The organism is Eggerthella sp. BIOML-A4 (assembly GCF_009875575.1).
In the GTDB taxonomy this organism is placed as follows: domain Bacteria; phylum Actinomycetota; class Coriobacteriia; order Coriobacteriales; family Eggerthellaceae; genus Eggerthella; species Eggerthella lenta.
Map to the genome: position 1 here is coordinate 72,844 of NZ_WWRX01000006.1, position 15,472 is coordinate 88,315.

Sequence of the window (15,472 nt, forward strand, 5' to 3'; positions counted from 1 at the left end):
CAGGGCATCTTTTCGGGAATGGTTCGAGAAACTCCCAGCTCGCCTTTTTCTGTATGCTCGGCAAATCGTTCATAGCGCGCAATCTCTGCCAACAGCTTCGTGGGGAAAGGCGGGGCGATACGGAAAGCGCCATGGCGCAATGGCGAGCCGGGCCGCCATTGCGCCCTCACCTCGGAGCCGCCTCGATGTGATGTCCGTCGTGGCGCTTGCGCTTCGGGGCAGCTGCCGGCTCGCGCTCGCTCCGCTTGCGCCGTCCGTCGCCGGTTCCCGATCGCAGGGGGTTCCGCTTTTCGGCGGCTGTGCTATACTGTCCCCGCGCTTTAGTACAGTAAAGTAGAAAAGCGGCCGAAGCGAAGGCGCCACCAGGGAAGGGAGCGCATCGGCCGGACTTGAGGATGATGGGAGATGCGATGAAGAAGAAACTCGTAGCGCTCGCGGCGGCTGTCGCCACGTTGGCGCTGTCTGCGGTGATGCTGGCCGGTTGCTCCGGCGGCGGAGATGCGCAGAGCGCCGACAGCGCGGCCACGGACGGCTCGTTCACGCTGGCGGTGGGTTTCGACCAGGGGTATCCGCCGTACGGCTACGTGGGCGACGATGGCCAGTTCACCGGCTTCGACCTGGAGCTTGCCAAAGCCGTGTGCGAGAAGATGGGCTGGGAGCTCAAGCTGGAGCCCATCGACTGGGACGCGAAGGACGCGCTCATCGGCAGCGGCACCATCAACTGCATCTGGAACGGCTTCACCATGGAGAACCGCGAGAACGACTACACGTTCTCTGAGCCGTACATGTACAACGAGCAGGTGGTGGTCGTGAAGAAGGACAGCGACGCGAAGAAGCTTGAGGATCTGGCCGGCAAGACGGTGCTGACGCAGGTCGATTCGGCGGCGCTGCACGTGCTGGAGGACGAGAAGGGTCAGAAGGCGCTGGCCGACACGTTCAAGGAGCTGCAGACCATCGGCGACTACAACAACGCGTTCATGCAGCTTGAGTCCGGCATGGTGGACGCCGTGGCATGCGACCTGTCCATCGCCAGCTACCAGATGGCGGCCAAGCCCGACACGTACGTGAAGCTGGGTGTGCTGGCTCCCGAGAACTACGCGGTGGGCTTCAAGAAGGGCGACACCGAGCTGGCCAAGCAGGTGACCGACGCCCTCAAGGCGCTTGACGAGGACGGCACCGTCAAGCAGCTGTGCGACAAGTACGCCGACCAGGGCATCACCTACGACAACTGGGTGCTGTAAGGTTCCGCCGGCCTGACGGCCGGCGGACCTGCTCGACGCTGCGGGCCGTTCGCGCACCGAATCTTCGCGCGATCCCGGAAGCTCGCGTACCGCAGTACGCTTCGCCTCCGCGATCCCCCGAATCTTCGGCACGGGAACGGCCCTCGCTGACGTTACTGAACCTGTTATGTTTGAGAAAGGCCGAACATGGAATTCGCTACCATGATGGAGCTTCTGCTCTCGGGCTTGGCGTTCACTTTGCAGATATTCGTCACCACGCTCATCGGCTCGCTGCCGTTGGGCGTGCTGGTGGCGTTCGGGCGCATGAGCCGGTTCAAGCCGGTCGCGCTCGTTACGCGCTTCTACATCTCGGTGATGCGCGGCACGCCCCTCATGCTGCAGCTCATGGCGCTCATGTTCGGCCCGTACTACCTGTTCGGCCTGCAGATGGGCAACGATTGGAAGTACTGGGCGTGCTCCATCGGCTTCATCATCAACTACGCGGCCTACTTCGGCGAGATCTACCGCGGCGGCATCCAGTCTATCCCGCGCGGGCAGTACGAGGCGGCCGAGGTGCTGGGCTACTCGCGGTTCCAGACGTTCATGAAGATCGTGCTGCCCCAGGTGGTCAAGCGCATCCTGCCCGCCATGAGCAACGAGATCATCACGCTGGTGAAGGACACCTCGCTCGCGTTCGTGCTGGGCATCATGGAGATGTTCAGCCAGGCGAAGGCCATCGCCGCCTCGCAGGTGAGCATGCTTCCCTACGTCATCGCGGGCGTGATCTACTGGGTGTTCAACTTTATCGTGGAAATCATCCTCACCCGCGTCGAGAAGCGGCTGAACTACTACCATGATTAGGAGCGACGTCATGACCAACGAACAACCCGTCGTGCTGCTCGAGCATGCGCAGAAAAGCTTCGGCGGGACGCCGGTGCTCAAGGACATCTCGCTCAAGGTGCAGCCGGGCGAGGTGGTGGCCGTCATCGGACCGTCGGGCGGCGGCAAGTCGACGCTGCTGCGCTGCATGACGCTGCTGGAGACGCTCGACGCGGGGCGCTTGGCCTACGGCGACCTTGTGGTTGCCGAAAGCGACGGCGCGGGCGCGGCGGCCTATGCGCCAAAGGCCGTGCTCAAGGAAGCGAAGACCCGCTTCGGCCTGGTGTTCCAGAACTTCAACCTGTTCCCGCACTACTCGGTGCTGAAGAACATCACCGACGCGCCCCTCCACGTGCAGAAGCGCCCGAAGGACGAGGTGCTGGCGGCGGCGCGCGGCCTGCTGGCGAAGATGGGCCTCGCGGGCAAAGAAGACATGGTGCCCTGCGAGCTGTCGGGCGGCCAGCAGCAGCGCGTGGCCATCGCCCGCGCGCTCGCGCTCGACCCCGACGTGCTGTTCTTCGACGAGCCCACGAGCGCGCTCGACCCCGAGCTGACGAAGGACGTGCTGAAGGTCATCCGCGATCTGGCGGCCGAGAACATGACGATGGTCATCGTGACGCACGAGATGAACTTCGCGCGCGACGTGGCCGACCATATCGTGTTCATGGACGGCGGCGTTATCGTGGAGGAGGGCCCGGCCGAGCAGCTGATCAACAACCCCCAGCACCAGCGCACCCAGGCGTTCCTAGCGAAGTTCGAGGGGGAGTAGGGGTAGCTCCGCTCAGGATGACATCGCCCAGCCTGCTTCCGAACTGGGATCGCGGTATCCGGTCGTCGGCTTCTTCGATTCGGGATGCGGCGCTATACTGGAAGCTGCAACCTATCCGGAAAGCGAGGCGACGATGGCTATCGACAAGGTGAAGGCGTTTCTGCGCGAGCGGGGCATGGAGGAGCGCGTGCTGGAGTTCGAGACGTCGAGCGCCACCGTCGAGCTTGCCGCGCAGGCCGTGGGCTGCGAGCCGGCGCGCATCGCGAAGACGCTGTCGTTCCACGTGGGCGACCGCGTCGCGCTCGTGGTGGCCGCGGGAGATGCGCGCATCGACAACCCCAAGTACAAGGCGCGGTTCGGTTGCAAGGCGAAGATGCTCGCCGCCGACGAGGCCGAGCCGCTGATAGGCCACGGCGTGGGCGGCGTGTGCCCGTTCGCGCTCAACGAAGGTGTGGACGTGTTCCTCGACGAATCGCTGCGGCGCTTCGACACCGTGTATCCGGCGGCGGGCAACGCCGCGAGCGCCGTGCGCCTGGCACCCGACGAGCTGGAACGCTGCGCCGCGCCCTGCACCTGGGTCGACGTCTGCAAGGTCGTCTGATGGAGGCGGGGGAGCGCCGTTCCGGCGAGATGACGTTCTACGTCGTGCGTCACGGGCAGACGCTGTTCAACGTCATGGGCAAGGTGCAGGGCTGGTGCGACACGCCGCTCACGGACGAGGGCGTGCGCGCCGCGCAGTCGCTGGGCCGCGGGCTGGCCGAAGTGGACTTCTCCGCGGCGTACTCGAGCGACAGCGGCCGCGCCGTGCACACGCTCGACGAGCTGCTGCGCGCGCGGGGGAGCGGGGTGCCGTTCGGCCCCTACGACGATATGCGTCTGCGCGAGTGGTGCTACGGCGACCTCGAGGGCGAGCCGGGCGAGTTGCTGCACGCCACGCTCGACGCGGGGTTCGGCGCGCCGCTGTCGTTCGAGGAGCACAATCGGCGGCTGCCCGAGGTGGCCGACGTGCTGGCGGATGCGGATTGCTCTGGCCGCGCCGAGCGCTTCGATGCCATCGAACGGCGCCTGCGCGGGTTCTTCCGCGAGGCCGGGGATGATGGGCTGAAGCGCGGCGGCGGCAACGTGCTGGTGGTGACGCATTCGTTCGTCGTGCGCACGCTCGTGTACCTCATCGACCCGGAGCGCGTGAACGATCCGGTGAAGATACCGAACGCCAGCGTCACGCGCATCTCCTACGACGGGTCGGATTTCCGCCTGGGCGAGATAGGCTCCACCGCCTGGCAGCGGCCGTGAAGCGGAAGCGGCCGGAGCAAGCCTGCCCCGGCCGCTTCTGAAAGGAACTACCAGCGATCCCAGCTGATGCGGCAGACAGGCGCGGTGCCGCCCATGCCGCCGTGTTCGCGCTGGCCGTGCTGATGGTGGTCGTGCCTCCGAGCCTGATCGTCCTCGCGTCCGCGAGGATGCCCGTCTTCGTGACCGGCCCCGTGATCGTGCGCATGGCCGCATCCGCAGGCCTGCGTCCCGGCTTGACCCTGCTTCCGGCCGTGCGGATGCTCCTCGTGCGAGCCCTCTTCGGTTCCCTCGTGGTCGAGCGGATGCTTGCGCGCGCCCATCAGCCACTCGCCGGCCAGCAGCTGCATGCCCATGGGCATGAGCCGCACCGAGATCGAACCCACTTTGTTGTACCAGCCCGTCACGGCGCAGCGCTCGCCGCGCATGAGCGCGCGGTACACGCGGATGGCCGTCTCGTCGGTATCCATGGAGAAGTACTTCCACGCGGGCGCGTCCTCGATGCCGGCGTTCTTCGGGAAGTTCGTGCGCGTGGCGCCGGGGCAGACGGTGGTCACCGACACGCCGGTGTGCTTGAGCTCGCGCGCCAGCGCGGTTGAGAACGACAGCACGAACACCTTCGCCGCGCCGTACAGCGCGTTGTAGGGGCACGGCGTTTTCGCCATCATCGAGCTCATGTTGAGGATGCGGCCGTGGCCGCGCTCCAGCATGGGATGCAGGAACACGCTGGTCAGCTCGGCGAGGCTGGTGACGCTGACCTGGATCATCGAGCGGATGTCGGCGATGGGCAGGTCGGAGAACTGGCCGGCGGGGCTGTAGCCCGCGTCGTTGACGAGGATCTCGATCTCCTTGCCCGCCTCCTGGACGCGCTTGAATATGGTGCGCGCTGCGTCGGGGTCGGAGAGGTCGCAGGCGATGGGCAGCACGTCGATGTCGAGCCTGCGCAGCTCGTCGGCCTGCTTTTCCAGGGCTTCCTTGTCGCGTGCGACGGTGACCAGATCGAAGTCGTCGCTGGCGAACAGCAGGCAGAGGGCCTCTCCGATGCCGCTCGTCGCGCCGGTGACCAATGCGGTTTGTGCCATGATGGCGCTCCTTTCGTGCCGGACGCGCTGCGCCCGAGTAGTTTTTCCCGCTATGATAGGAGCGAGAAGCGGGTGCCGTTCGGGCGGCTGCACGGCCGTTGGAAAGGTGCGACTTGCACGCAATCGGGCTGAAATGGCGAGGAGGACGCTTACGAATCGAGTCGCGCCTCCTCGAGGGCGCCCTCCTCCCGCTTCAGGTCGGGCGCGGCGTCGTCGAGGTTGCGCATGCCGCGCGCGACCAGGGCGAAGGCCGTGATGGCCATCCAGCAGCCTACGAGCACGACGGCGGCCACCGAGGTGCCCAGTGCGCTGACGCCTACCGAGGTGGCGAACACGGCAACGGGCGCCGCCGCCAGCAGAAGCGAGTTCTGCGTGCCCAGCGCGCTGCCGCGCGACGCTTCGGGAATGCGATCGAGCATGAAGAAGCCCAGCAGCGCCGACGCGGGTCCGGCGCTCACGCCCAGCACGAGCGCGCCCAGCAGCATGAACGGATAGGGAGGCAACGCGCCCAGAATAGCCACGCCCAACAGCATGCCGAACATCGACAGCACGTACCATGTCCGACGCGACAGACGCGGAGCGAACACGGCATAGGCGAGCGAGCTTGCCAGCAGGCCCAGCGACATGGTCGACAGCACGTAGCCCAGCAGCTCGGGACGGCCGCTGTCCGTGAAGAACACGGGCAGGACGAGGCCCTGGAACGATCCCATGACCATGACGATGCCGAACGTGAGCAGGGTGGAGACCGTCAGCACGCCGTCGGTGCGGAACAGCACGCGGATGCCGGTGCGCAGCGCGCCAACGGCCGATGGCACGACGCCCCGCTGCGCGGTCGCGTCGCCTTCGTTCGCAGGGGCACCCGATCGCACCGCGCCCACGCGGCGCGGGATGGTGGCGGTGGCAAGCGCTGCCGAGAACGAGAGGGCGGCCGTGAACCACAGCGACGGCACGCCGCCGACCAGGCCGATGGACAGCGCCGCCAACGCGGGCCCTACGATGGTGACCAGCGAATCGAGCGACTGCGACAACCCCATGAACCGTTGGAGGTCCACGTCGTCGTGTTTGGTGACGGCTGGCAGCAGCGCGTCGCGCGCGGTCATGCCGGGGATGTCGCCCACGGCTCCCAGCAGGCCCAGTGCGACGAACCACCAGAAGTTCAGCCCCCATACCATGTCCACCACGGGGATGAGCGCGACGCTGGCGGCGGATACGAGGTCGGAGGCGATGGATATGGTGCGGCGGTTGAAGCGGTCGAGCGCCGCACCGCCCACGATGCCGATGGCCATCTGGGGGACGGCGCAGATGAGCGCCAGCGTGCCGGCGGCCAGCGCATCGCCGGTGGTAGCCAGCAAGATGAGCGGAAGCGCGACGGCTGCGATGGAGTTTCCCAGCAGGGAAAGCGCGTTCGATACGAGGAAACGGATGGAGGTGCGGCCGAACATGAGGGGGATCCTTTCTGGCGAGTTCCTTCGACTGCGCGCCTGCGGCGCTTCGCTCAGGATGACAATCGTTGCTAGAAAGGAGTAAAAACTACGACGCTGCGTCGGGGTCAAGCGTCCTGTGACGAAGATATGGAGGGGATTCGCTCAAGGATGCGCGCCTTCAGCTCTTCCATGATGCGATCTTCGGCAACAATCTCTGTGGGCGAAAGGTCTTTGCGGAGGAGCTCTTGTATAGGGCTCCATGCGGTTGAATTCTCGAAGTCGGCCTCATCCTCCCAGTTGACCGGCTCGAAGCAGTCCATAACGGGGTCAAGCAGTTCAAGCGACTCCTTGACAAGGCGATCTATGTCCTCCGTCGTTGCATCGGGGCGCAGTTCGTCGTAACGCGCTTGGAGAGCCCGTATCTTATCGATGAGTCCCTTCTCGCTGAGTGCTGCAGTCACTCGCTCGAGCTCGGCGACCTCCCCTTCGTCATAGAGGTGCCCCATGATGAGCATCGCCTGGCGCTCCCCGTCATTAAAGTGTTCTGCAGCAAATAGCGCCTTGGCCGCGCGGGCGAACCGCACCGGCAAGTCGGGGTCCAACTGCTCGCGCTTCAGCAGGGCGATGGTGCGGCGTTGCTCCTGCAGACGCTCGATCTGCAGCGCCAGTTCGCGGTCGAGCTCATCGAGCGCCTCGTCGGCGTTCGGGCCGGCTGCTTCGGCCAGATGAGCGTCCATTTCGTCGAGCACCTCCGAAATGCGCGACAGCGAGAACCCTAGCGACGACAGCCGCTTGATGCGCAGCAGGCGCACGAGGTCCCCTGCGCCGTAGTCGCGGTAGCCGTTCTCGCCGCGCGGCGGCTCGGGCAGCAGGTCGATGGCGTGATAATGGCGCAGCGTGCGCACCGACACCCCCGCCAGCTTCGCTATCTCGCTCGACTTCACCAGGAACTCTCCTTCGCTCGCGCCTACCGCGCCCGGCGGACCATCAGGCGCTCTTCGATGGGGAAGGCGTCGATGCTGCGGCGCTCCACCGTCTCGAAGCCGAAGTGGCCGTACAGCTGCTCGAGCCGTTCGGTGTAGCAATCGAGGTAGCAGGCCAGCCCGTGCTCGTCGGCGTATTCCAGAAACGGCGTGAACAGACGGCGGAATGCTCCGCTGCCGCGCTTCTCGGGATCCACGCCGGCCGAGATGAAGTAGATGAAATCCTCGTCGGCCGCCGCACGCTCGAGCGGCCAGCTCGTGGAGGAGATGGGGTCCATCGCCTCGATGCGCGGTCCCAGCACGTCGATCTCTTCGTCGGTGAGCACCTCGGCCAGAAGCGCGCCCGATTCCTCCTCGAGCTCGGTCCAGTCGACGTCGCCCAGCTCGCTGCGCAGGTAGACGTTCGCGGCCCCCGCTCGGTCGGGCAGCGCGTACACGCACTGGTACGGTGCGGTGACCTCGTAGTCCGACCGGATGACGGCGCGCGTGATCTCCAGCTTGCGATCGCGTCCGATGCCCAGCTCGTCGAGCGCTTCGAGCCAGGTGACGTACCACATCTCCTCGAGGAAGCACGTGCCCACCATGCGGGCGAGCGCATCGAGCTCCTCGGTTCGGTCGGGTTGAACGGTGACGAGTCCGGGCAGGTTCATAGGGCATCCTTTTGCGATTCGGTTTCGGTTCGTCTTCGATTCTCGCACGACCCGCAAGCCTTGTCGAGCGCTTCGGCGATTCGGGTTACAACTGAGGGCAAGGCGCGGCCGTACTGCAATCCGGTCGCGCCGGTTTGTCTTCGCCGCATCGCGCTGGCGCTGCCGCGACGACGGGCTGCCCGTTCAGTTCGCTTTCGAAGGAGGCTTTTCGATGACCGTCAAGGATTTTCTCGATACCAACGATTTCACGAAGGACCAGCTGCTCGACATGATCGAGCTGTCGCGCGTGCTCAAGCGCTGCGTGAAGGCCGGGTACTACCCCGAGCTGCTGAAACATAAGACGCTGGGCATGATCTTCCAGCAGGTGTCCACCCGCACGCGCCTGTCGTTCGAGGGCGCCATGGCCGACCTCGGCGGCACGGGCCAGTTCTACGCGCCCGGCACCATCCAGCTGGGCGGTCACGAGACCATCGAGGACTCGGCCCGCGTCATGAGCCGCCTGCTGGACGTTCTCGAAGCGCGCGTCGACCGCCACGAGGACCTCGTCGAGCTGGCGAAGTACGCGACGATCCCCGTGATCAACGGCATGTCCGACTACAACCATCCCACCCAGGAGATGGGCGACCTCCTCACCATGATCGAGCATCTGCCCGAGGGCAAGCGCATCGAGAACTGCAAGATGGTGTTCGTGGGCGATGCCACCCAGGTGTGCGTGTCGGAGATGTTCATCACCTCGAAGATGGGCATGACCTTCGTGCAGTACGGCCCCGAGGGCCATCAGATTCGCGAGGACCTGCTGGAGATCGGTCGTAAGAACTGCGAGGTGTCGGGCGGCAGCGTCAGCGTCACCGACAACCGCGAGGAGGCCATGAAGGACGCCGACTTCGTGTACACCGACGTGTGGTACGGCCTGTACGACAAGGAGCTGTCGAAGGACGAGCGCATGGCCATCTTCTACCCGACGTACCAGGTCACCGAGGAGCTTATGGCCATGGCTGCCCCGGACGCCAAGTTCATGCACTGCCTGCCCGCCTCGCGCGGCGAGGAAGTGACCGACGCGGTGATCGACGGCTCGCAGTCCATCTGCTGGGACGAGGCCGAGAACCGCAAGCACTCCATCCGCGGCTTGCTGGCGTACTTCTGCAAGCAGGCCGAAACCGACCAGACCGAAGCCGGAGAAGCCCACGACCAGCTGAACTACCTGCTGGAAGGCCTCGGCAAGCAAGCGATCAAGTAAGGGTCCGACTGATTTGAAAGAGGCTCCTTATGGCAAAGAATAAGAAATTCCGGTTGGTCGATGCGATCCTGTCGGTCATCACCGTCGTGTTCGTGGCCGAGGCGGCGGCTCCTGCGGCCGCCATCGGCAACTCGCAGTTCTTCTGGTGGATCTTCCTCATCATCGCGTTTCTGCTGCCGTACGGCTTGGTGGTCAGCGAGCTGGGCACCACCTACGACGACGAGGGCGGCCTGTACGACTGGGTTCGCCGCGCGTTCGGCGACAAGTGGGGCAGCCGCGTGAGCTGGTACTACTGGATCAACTTCCCGCTGTGGATGGCGTCGCTCGCTTTCCTGTTCCCCGAGACCATCTCGATGATCACCGGCATGGAAATAGGGCTGGTGCCCTCGCTGGCCATCGAGCTGGCGTTCATCTGGATCGTCGTGTTCCTCAGCTTCTCGAAGGTGTCGGACTCGGCGTGGATCCTCAACCTGGCCGCCGTGCTCAAGGTGGGCATCGCGCTGGTGGTGGGCGGCCTCGGCATTTGGTACGCCGTGAACTTCGGCTTCGCGAACGACATGGCGCCCGAGACGTTCCTGCCGGCGCTCGACTCGAACAGCCTGACGTACTTGTCCATCATCCTGTTCAACTTCATGGGCTTCGAGGTCATCACCACGTACGTGGGCTCGATGGAGAACCCGAACAAGCAGATTCCCCGCGCCATCATCGCGGGCGGCATCGCCATCGCGGCGCTGTACCTGTTCAGCTCGTTCGGCATCGGCGCCGCCATCCCGGCCATGGACATCTCGCTGGACTCCGGCATCATGGACGCCGTGGGCATCATGGCGGGCGTGGGCAGCGTGCTGTTCATCGTGGTGGGCATCGTGTTCCTCATCACGTTGTTCGGCAACATGGTCAGCTGGTCGTTCGGCGTGAACTTCGTGGCCGAGCACGCGGCGCGCAAGAAGAACATGCCGAAGGTGTTCGCGCACGAGAGCAAGAAGAACCAGATGCCCACCGGTGCCGCCATCGTCAACGGCGTGGTGGCCAGCGTGCTGGTGCTGCTGTCGCCCGTGATGGAGCTGGCGGGCTTCGACAGCTTCTTCTGGATCTTCTTCTCCATGAACATCGTGTTCCTACTGATCAGCTACATTCCCATGTTCCCCGCGTTTTTGAAGCTGCGCAAAATCGACCCTGCGGCGAACCGCGTGTTCAAGGTGCCGGGCGGCCACGGCGTGGCGCTGGTGGTGGCGTGGGTGCCGGTGATCCTGCTGGTGCTGGCCATCATCGCCACCATCGTGCCGCTGAACGGCTCGCCCGACGAGATGGGCAAGATTCCCATGCTCATCGGCGTGATCGCGTTCGTCATCCTGGGCGAGATCGTGCGCATCTGGTCGGCGCGCGGGCGCAAGGACGATTACGGCGGCATGGGCTCGAGCGGCGATCCGTTCGAGTTCGACGTGGCGCACGGCTACGAGGAGATGCCCGAATCCGAGAAGATCGCCGTGGAAGAGGACCTGCTCATCGGCCGCGAACCGCGCGATCTGGTGTAAAGCGACCCCTGTCATCCTGAGCGGAGCGTAGCCGATGTCATCCTGAGCGTAGGCGGCGAAGCCGCCGGAGTCGAAGGATCCCGTGCGGCGCCAGCCGTAAACCTTCCTGCTGCCGCCAAACGGGATCCTTCGACTGCGCGCTGACGCGCTTCGCTCAGGATGACAACCCGGATGGCGCTTCAGCTCGGTTTTCATCAAGGATGACAACCAACCCCGAAAGGACGTACCTATGGATACGATTTACGAGAACGAATCGACCCCGAAGAAAGACGGCTACCGCATGCCCGGCGAATTCGAGCCGCAGGAGTGCATCTGGATGCTGTGGCCGCATCGTCCCGACAACTGGCGCGACGGCGCGAAGCCCGCGCAGAAGGCGTACGCCGACGTGGCGCGCGGCATCGCCCAGTTCGAGCCGGTCATCGTGGGCGTGAACCCCGAGGACTACGCCGCCGCGCACTACGTGCTGGCGGGCGAGGAGAACATCCTGGTCGTGGAGATGACCAGCGACGACTCGTGGATCCGCGACTGCGGCCCCACGTTCGTGGTGAACGACGACGGCGACGTGCGCGCGGTGCACTGGCACTTCAACGCATGGGGCGGGCTGGTGGACGGCCTGTACTTCCCGTGGGACCAGGACGCGCTCGTGGGCCTGAAGGTGGCCGACCTCGCGGGCGTGGACCGCTACCGTCCGGACTCGTTCGTGTTGGAGGGCGGCTCCATCCACGTGGACGGCGAAGGCACCGTGATGACCACGGAGATGTGCCTCTTGTCCGAGGGGCGCAACCCCGAGCTCTCGAAGGAGCAAATCGAGAACTACCTGTGCGAGTACCTGGGCGTCGACAAGGTGATCTGGATCAAGGACGGCATCGACCCCGAGGAGACGAACGGGCACATCGACGACGTGGCCTGTTTCGTGCGCCCGGGCGAGGTGGCCTGCATCTGGACCGACGATGAGGACAACCCGTTCTACGAGGCCGCGCACGCCGCCTACGAAACGCTGTCGAACGCCACCGATGCCAAGGGCCGCCAGCTCAGGGTGCACAAGCTGACCATGCCGAAGGAGCCTACCTACATGACGCAGGAGGAAGTGGACGCCATCGACGTGGTGGAGGGCACTATCCCGCGCACCACCGAGGACGTGTGCATCGCCTCGTACATGAACTTCCTGATCGGCAACGATTTCGTGCTGGTGCCCCAGTACGACGACGAATACGACGAGAAGGCCTTGCAGCAGGTGCAGGAGATGTTCCCCGAACGCGAAGTCGTGGGCGTGCCCACGCGCGAGGTGGTGTACGGCGGCGGCAACATCCACTGCATCACCCAGCAGCAGCCAGTTGGAGTGTAAAGTCCGAAGCCCCAATCAGAAAGGATTTCCCATGTCCTATCAGAAAGGACCCGGCCAGACCGTGGTCATCGCCCTCGGCGGCAACGCCTTGGGCAACACGCCGCAAGAGCAGCTCGAGCTGGTGAAGAACACCGCCTCGCACATCGTCGACATGGTGGGCGAGGGCGTGAACGTCGTCGTGTCCCATGGCAACGGGCCGCAGGTCGGCATGATCCAAAACGCGTTCGACTACGCGAACGCCCATGACGGCAAGACGCCGGCCATGCCGCTGCCCGAGTGCGGCGCCATGAGCCAGGGATACATCGGCTACCAGCTGTCCCAGGCCATCCTGAACGAGCTCAAGCGTCGCGACATCATGCGCTCGTCGGTGGCTCTCATCACCCAGACGGTGGTCGACGCGAACGACCCCGCGTTCCAGGATCCCACGAAGCCCGTGGGCGCGTTTCTGACTGAAGACGAGGCCGTGCGTCTTGCGAACGAGACGGGCGCCACGTTCAAGGAGGACGCCGGCCGCGGCTGGCGCCAGGTGGTCGCATCGCCCGCGCCGGTGCGCATCGTGGAGTTCGATGCCATCAAGGACCTCGTGGACGACGGCTACCTCGTGGTTTCCACGGGAGGCGGCGGCGTGCCCGTCATTGAGGAGGACGGCGGGTATCGCGGTGTGCCGGCCGTCATCGACAAGGACCGTTCCAGCGCCAAGCTGGCGGCCGACTTCAAGGCCGACATGCTGGTCATCCTCACCGCGGTGCCGAAGGTGGCCATCAACTTCAACACGCCGGACCAGCAGGACCTCGACGTGCTGACCGTGGCCGAGGCCGCGCAGTATATCGAGGAAGGCCAGTTCGCTTCCGGCTCCATGCTGCCGAAGGTGGAGGCCTGCATCGCGTACCTGCAAGCCTACCCCGAGGGCAAGGCCATCATCACCAGCCTCGAGAACGCCGCCGAAGCCATCGAGGGCGAGTCCGGCACCCTGATCGTGGCGTAAGCGCCGAAAGCGTGCGGCCCGTCGACGCGCGGGCCACGCGCTTCTCCATCGTGAAGGCGCGAGTCGAAATTCTGGCACAAAATAACGGGTAGGGGAGCGATTCGGCGCTGTTTCGCATGTACGATAGGGGTGAAAAACAAGAAACCCCAGGTCGAAATCGTCCGCAATCCGAACCAAATTCCCCTACCCGCAAATTTGTGCCAAAAACAGGCACCCCACGTTCAAACCGCAACCCGACAAACCGATGCTAATCGTGACAAGCGGGAGCGGCTCAACATGGGCGTAAGCTCTCGTCAGGAGGTGCTCGACATTGTGTACGATGCGGGCGCCGAAGGCAAGACGACGCCCGCATCGTGAGAGGTTCTTACTCCGCTTCGAGCAGCGGTTCGGATTCGGGGGCGGGTTTTGTTTGCATTGCCCCCGCCCGCCTCAGCTTCCCGCATTCCCGCGCGGCCAGCGCCACGGTCAGGGAGGCGGCCATGAGATCGGCGGGGGGCTGCGACCACCAGACGCCGGTCAGGCCCTCGACGGCCGCCAGCACCACGATCATGGGGATGGCGAACAGCAGGTAGCGGCAGACGCCCAGCAGAATGGAGATGCGCTCCTGTCCCACGGCCTGGAAGTACGCCGAGGCCACCTGCGCCAGGAACCCGAACGGCGCGCACACCAGCAGCGGCAGGAAGTGCGAGGCGGTCAGCTCGATCAGCTGGGGGTCGTCGCCGATGAAGAACGTCGAGATGGGCGCGGCGAACGCGATGACCAGCCCGCACACGACGGCCAGGATGGCGAACGTCCCGCCCAGGCTGGCCTTCACCAGCTCGTGCAGGCGCTCGAAGTGGCGCGCGCCGCGGTTGAAGCTGGCGATAGGCTGCAGGCCGTAGGTGGCGCTGAGGCACAGCATGTCCAGCAGGTAGACGACGTAGCCGTTGATCACGGAGAACGCCGCGAGGTCGGGATCGCCGCCCAGCGAGCCCAGGTAGTTGTTGATCACGATGGTGTACACGAGGCTGGCCACCTGCACCAGGAACAGCGGCAAGCCCTGCCAGAGGATCGTGCGGCAGATCGCGGGATCCAGCTTCATGCCTCCGAACGTCACCTTGAAGGTGGACTTCTTGTTGAACTGGAAGTACAGGATGGCGAAGAACCATAGCCCCGTGCTCATGCCGTAGTACGCGCCTGCGGCAGCGAAGCCCAGGTCGAGCACGTACACGCACAGATACAGCCAGAACAGCGCCAAGACGGAGGCGATGACGGCCAGCGCCGAGGCCAGCGAAGGCTTCTCGTCGGTGCGCAACAGCGAGCACAGCAGCTGCCCCAGCGTGCAGAACGGGTAGAAGCACATGAGCAGGCGGATGAACGCCGTCACGTCCTCGTGGATGTCGGGCGTGGCGCCCAAAAGCGTGGCTATCTGCGGCGCGAACAGGGCGATGACCGCGGAAAGCGCCACTAGCAGGTAGGCGGCCAGCCAGAACCCCTGGTTGAACACCTTCTGCGCGCCCGCCGTGTCGCCGCTGCCCAGGCGCTGGCCGGCTGCGGCGGCGGTGCCCATGCCCAGCGCCCCGCCCAGCGCCAGGTTCAGCAGCTCCAGCGGAAGGATGACGGTGACGGCGGCCAGGCCGAGCGGTCCCAGGCCGTTGCCGATGATGAGGCCCTCCAGCACCACCATCACCATCTGCGCCAGCATGCCGGCGAACGTGATGGCGGCGTAGCGGGCGAACAGCGGCTTGATGGGCGCGGTGCCCAGCTCGCGTTCGGTGGGTTCGGGCTCGATAAGCAGCTCGTCCATTGCCGTCGGCCTCCTTGAGCCTGGTGGCGGTTTCCGTCGTGACGACCTTACCGCGAAGCCGACGCGAGCGGGGGATTATACCGGTCGCGTTTCGCCGGAGTGCGGGATTATATGGGATTAGCCGGGTAGCGCGAAGGTTACGGGATGCCGAGGGAGCAACGGGAACGGCGCGCGCATGTCGTCCGCAGTCCGGGGACGCATCTTCGCCCCTAAAACACGCTACAGGCCCCTTTTCCGTGTTTTAGGGGCGAAGATGCGTCCCGGCGGTGCCCCCGGTTCCGCGCCGGGGG

At 65.2% G+C, this 15,472-nt stretch carries 15 protein-coding genes; 10 read left to right on the forward strand and 5 right to left on the reverse strand.

From position 1 onward, the window contains the following. The first annotated feature begins 410 nt into the window (after positions 1 to 410). The 5 genes from GT613_RS07030 to GT613_RS07050 all read left to right on the forward strand — a co-directional run bounded on the left by GT613_RS07030 (position 411) and on the right by GT613_RS07050 (position 4,161). Complete coding sequence (locus GT613_RS07030; protein ID WP_015760081.1) at positions 411 to 1,241, forward strand: transporter substrate-binding domain-containing protein; 831 nt, start codon at positions 411 to 413, stop codon at positions 1,239 to 1,241. A gap of 186 nt (positions 1,242 to 1,427) precedes the next feature. Beyond that, complete coding sequence (locus tag GT613_RS07035) at positions 1,428 to 2,081, forward strand: amino acid ABC transporter permease (protein ID WP_009306506.1); 654 nt, start codon at positions 1,428 to 1,430, stop codon at positions 2,079 to 2,081. A gap of 10 nt (positions 2,082 to 2,091) precedes the next feature. Further along, entirely contained in the window at positions 2,092 to 2,868 is a 777-nt protein-coding gene (locus GT613_RS07040; RefSeq protein ID WP_009306505.1) for an amino acid ABC transporter ATP-binding protein, read from the forward strand. 133 nt (positions 2,869 to 3,001) lie between these two features. Then, on the forward strand, positions 3,002 to 3,469 hold the full coding sequence (locus GT613_RS07045; protein WP_009306504.1) for a YbaK/EbsC family protein: 468 nt from the start codon (positions 3,002 to 3,004) through the stop codon (positions 3,467 to 3,469). Continuing rightward, entirely contained in the window at positions 3,469 to 4,161 is a 693-nt protein-coding gene (locus GT613_RS07050; RefSeq protein WP_009306503.1) for a histidine phosphatase family protein, read from the forward strand. The genes GT613_RS07045 and GT613_RS07050 overlap by 1 nt, the downstream gene beginning before the upstream one ends. Positions 4,162 to 4,208: 47 nt before the next feature. On the opposite strand, the gene GT613_RS07055 is transcribed toward GT613_RS07050, so the two are convergent. From GT613_RS07055 to GT613_RS07070, 4 genes are all read right to left on the reverse strand, one after another. Continuing rightward, the gene (locus GT613_RS07055; protein ID WP_009306502.1) at positions 4,209 to 5,240 is read right to left on the reverse strand and encodes an SDR family oxidoreductase; all 1,032 of its coding nucleotides are present in this window, start codon (positions 5,238 to 5,240) and stop codon (positions 4,209 to 4,211) included. A gap of 149 nt (positions 5,241 to 5,389) precedes the next feature. Further along, positions 5,390 to 6,682, reverse strand: coding sequence for an MFS transporter (locus tag GT613_RS07060; RefSeq protein ID WP_009306501.1), 1,293 nt, complete (start codon positions 6,680 to 6,682; stop codon positions 5,390 to 5,392). 107 nt (positions 6,683 to 6,789) lie between these two features. After that, a complete protein-coding gene (locus GT613_RS07065) occupies positions 6,790 to 7,608 on the reverse strand; it encodes a MerR family transcriptional regulator (RefSeq protein ID WP_015760083.1) in 819 nt (272 codons plus the stop codon). Between the two features lie 23 nt (positions 7,609 to 7,631). Further along, a complete protein-coding gene (locus GT613_RS07070; protein WP_015760084.1) occupies positions 7,632 to 8,297 on the reverse strand; it encodes a hypothetical protein in 666 nt (221 codons plus the stop codon). Positions 8,298 to 8,508: 211 nt separating this feature from the next. On the opposite strand from GT613_RS07070, the gene ptcA reads away from it, so the two are divergent. From ptcA to GT613_RS07095, 5 genes are all read left to right on the forward strand, one after another. After that, positions 8,509 to 9,534 carry a putrescine carbamoyltransferase gene (ptcA, locus tag GT613_RS07075; RefSeq protein WP_015760085.1) on the forward strand — a complete coding sequence of 342 codons (1,026 nt, stop codon included), beginning with the start codon at positions 8,509 to 8,511 and terminating at the stop codon, positions 9,532 to 9,534. Positions 9,535 to 9,563: 29 nt separating this feature from the next. After that, positions 9,564 to 11,066: an APC family permease gene (locus tag GT613_RS07080; protein WP_015760086.1), complete on the forward strand. Its 1,503-nt coding sequence runs from the start codon at positions 9,564 to 9,566 to the stop codon at positions 11,064 to 11,066. A 229-nt stretch (positions 11,067 to 11,295) separates the two neighbouring features. Next, entirely contained in the window at positions 11,296 to 12,411 is a 1,116-nt protein-coding gene (aguA, locus tag GT613_RS07085) for an agmatine deiminase (RefSeq protein ID WP_161172572.1), read from the forward strand. Positions 12,412 to 12,442: 31 nt separating this feature from the next. Further along, complete coding sequence (gene arcC, locus GT613_RS07090; protein WP_021409845.1) at positions 12,443 to 13,396, forward strand: carbamate kinase; 954 nt, start codon at positions 12,443 to 12,445, stop codon at positions 13,394 to 13,396. A gap of 129 nt (positions 13,397 to 13,525) precedes the next feature. After that, on the forward strand, positions 13,526 to 13,753 hold the full coding sequence (locus tag GT613_RS07095) for a hypothetical protein (RefSeq protein ID WP_147271071.1): 228 nt from the start codon (positions 13,526 to 13,528) through the stop codon (positions 13,751 to 13,753). Between the two features lie 7 nt (positions 13,754 to 13,760). Here GT613_RS07095 and GT613_RS07100 read toward each other — a convergent pair whose 3' ends face one another. Continuing rightward, the gene (locus tag GT613_RS07100) at positions 13,761 to 15,182 is read right to left on the reverse strand and encodes an MATE family efflux transporter (RefSeq protein ID WP_009306494.1); all 1,422 of its coding nucleotides are present in this window, start codon (positions 15,180 to 15,182) and stop codon (positions 13,761 to 13,763) included. Between the last annotated feature and the right edge of the window lie 290 nt (positions 15,183 to 15,472).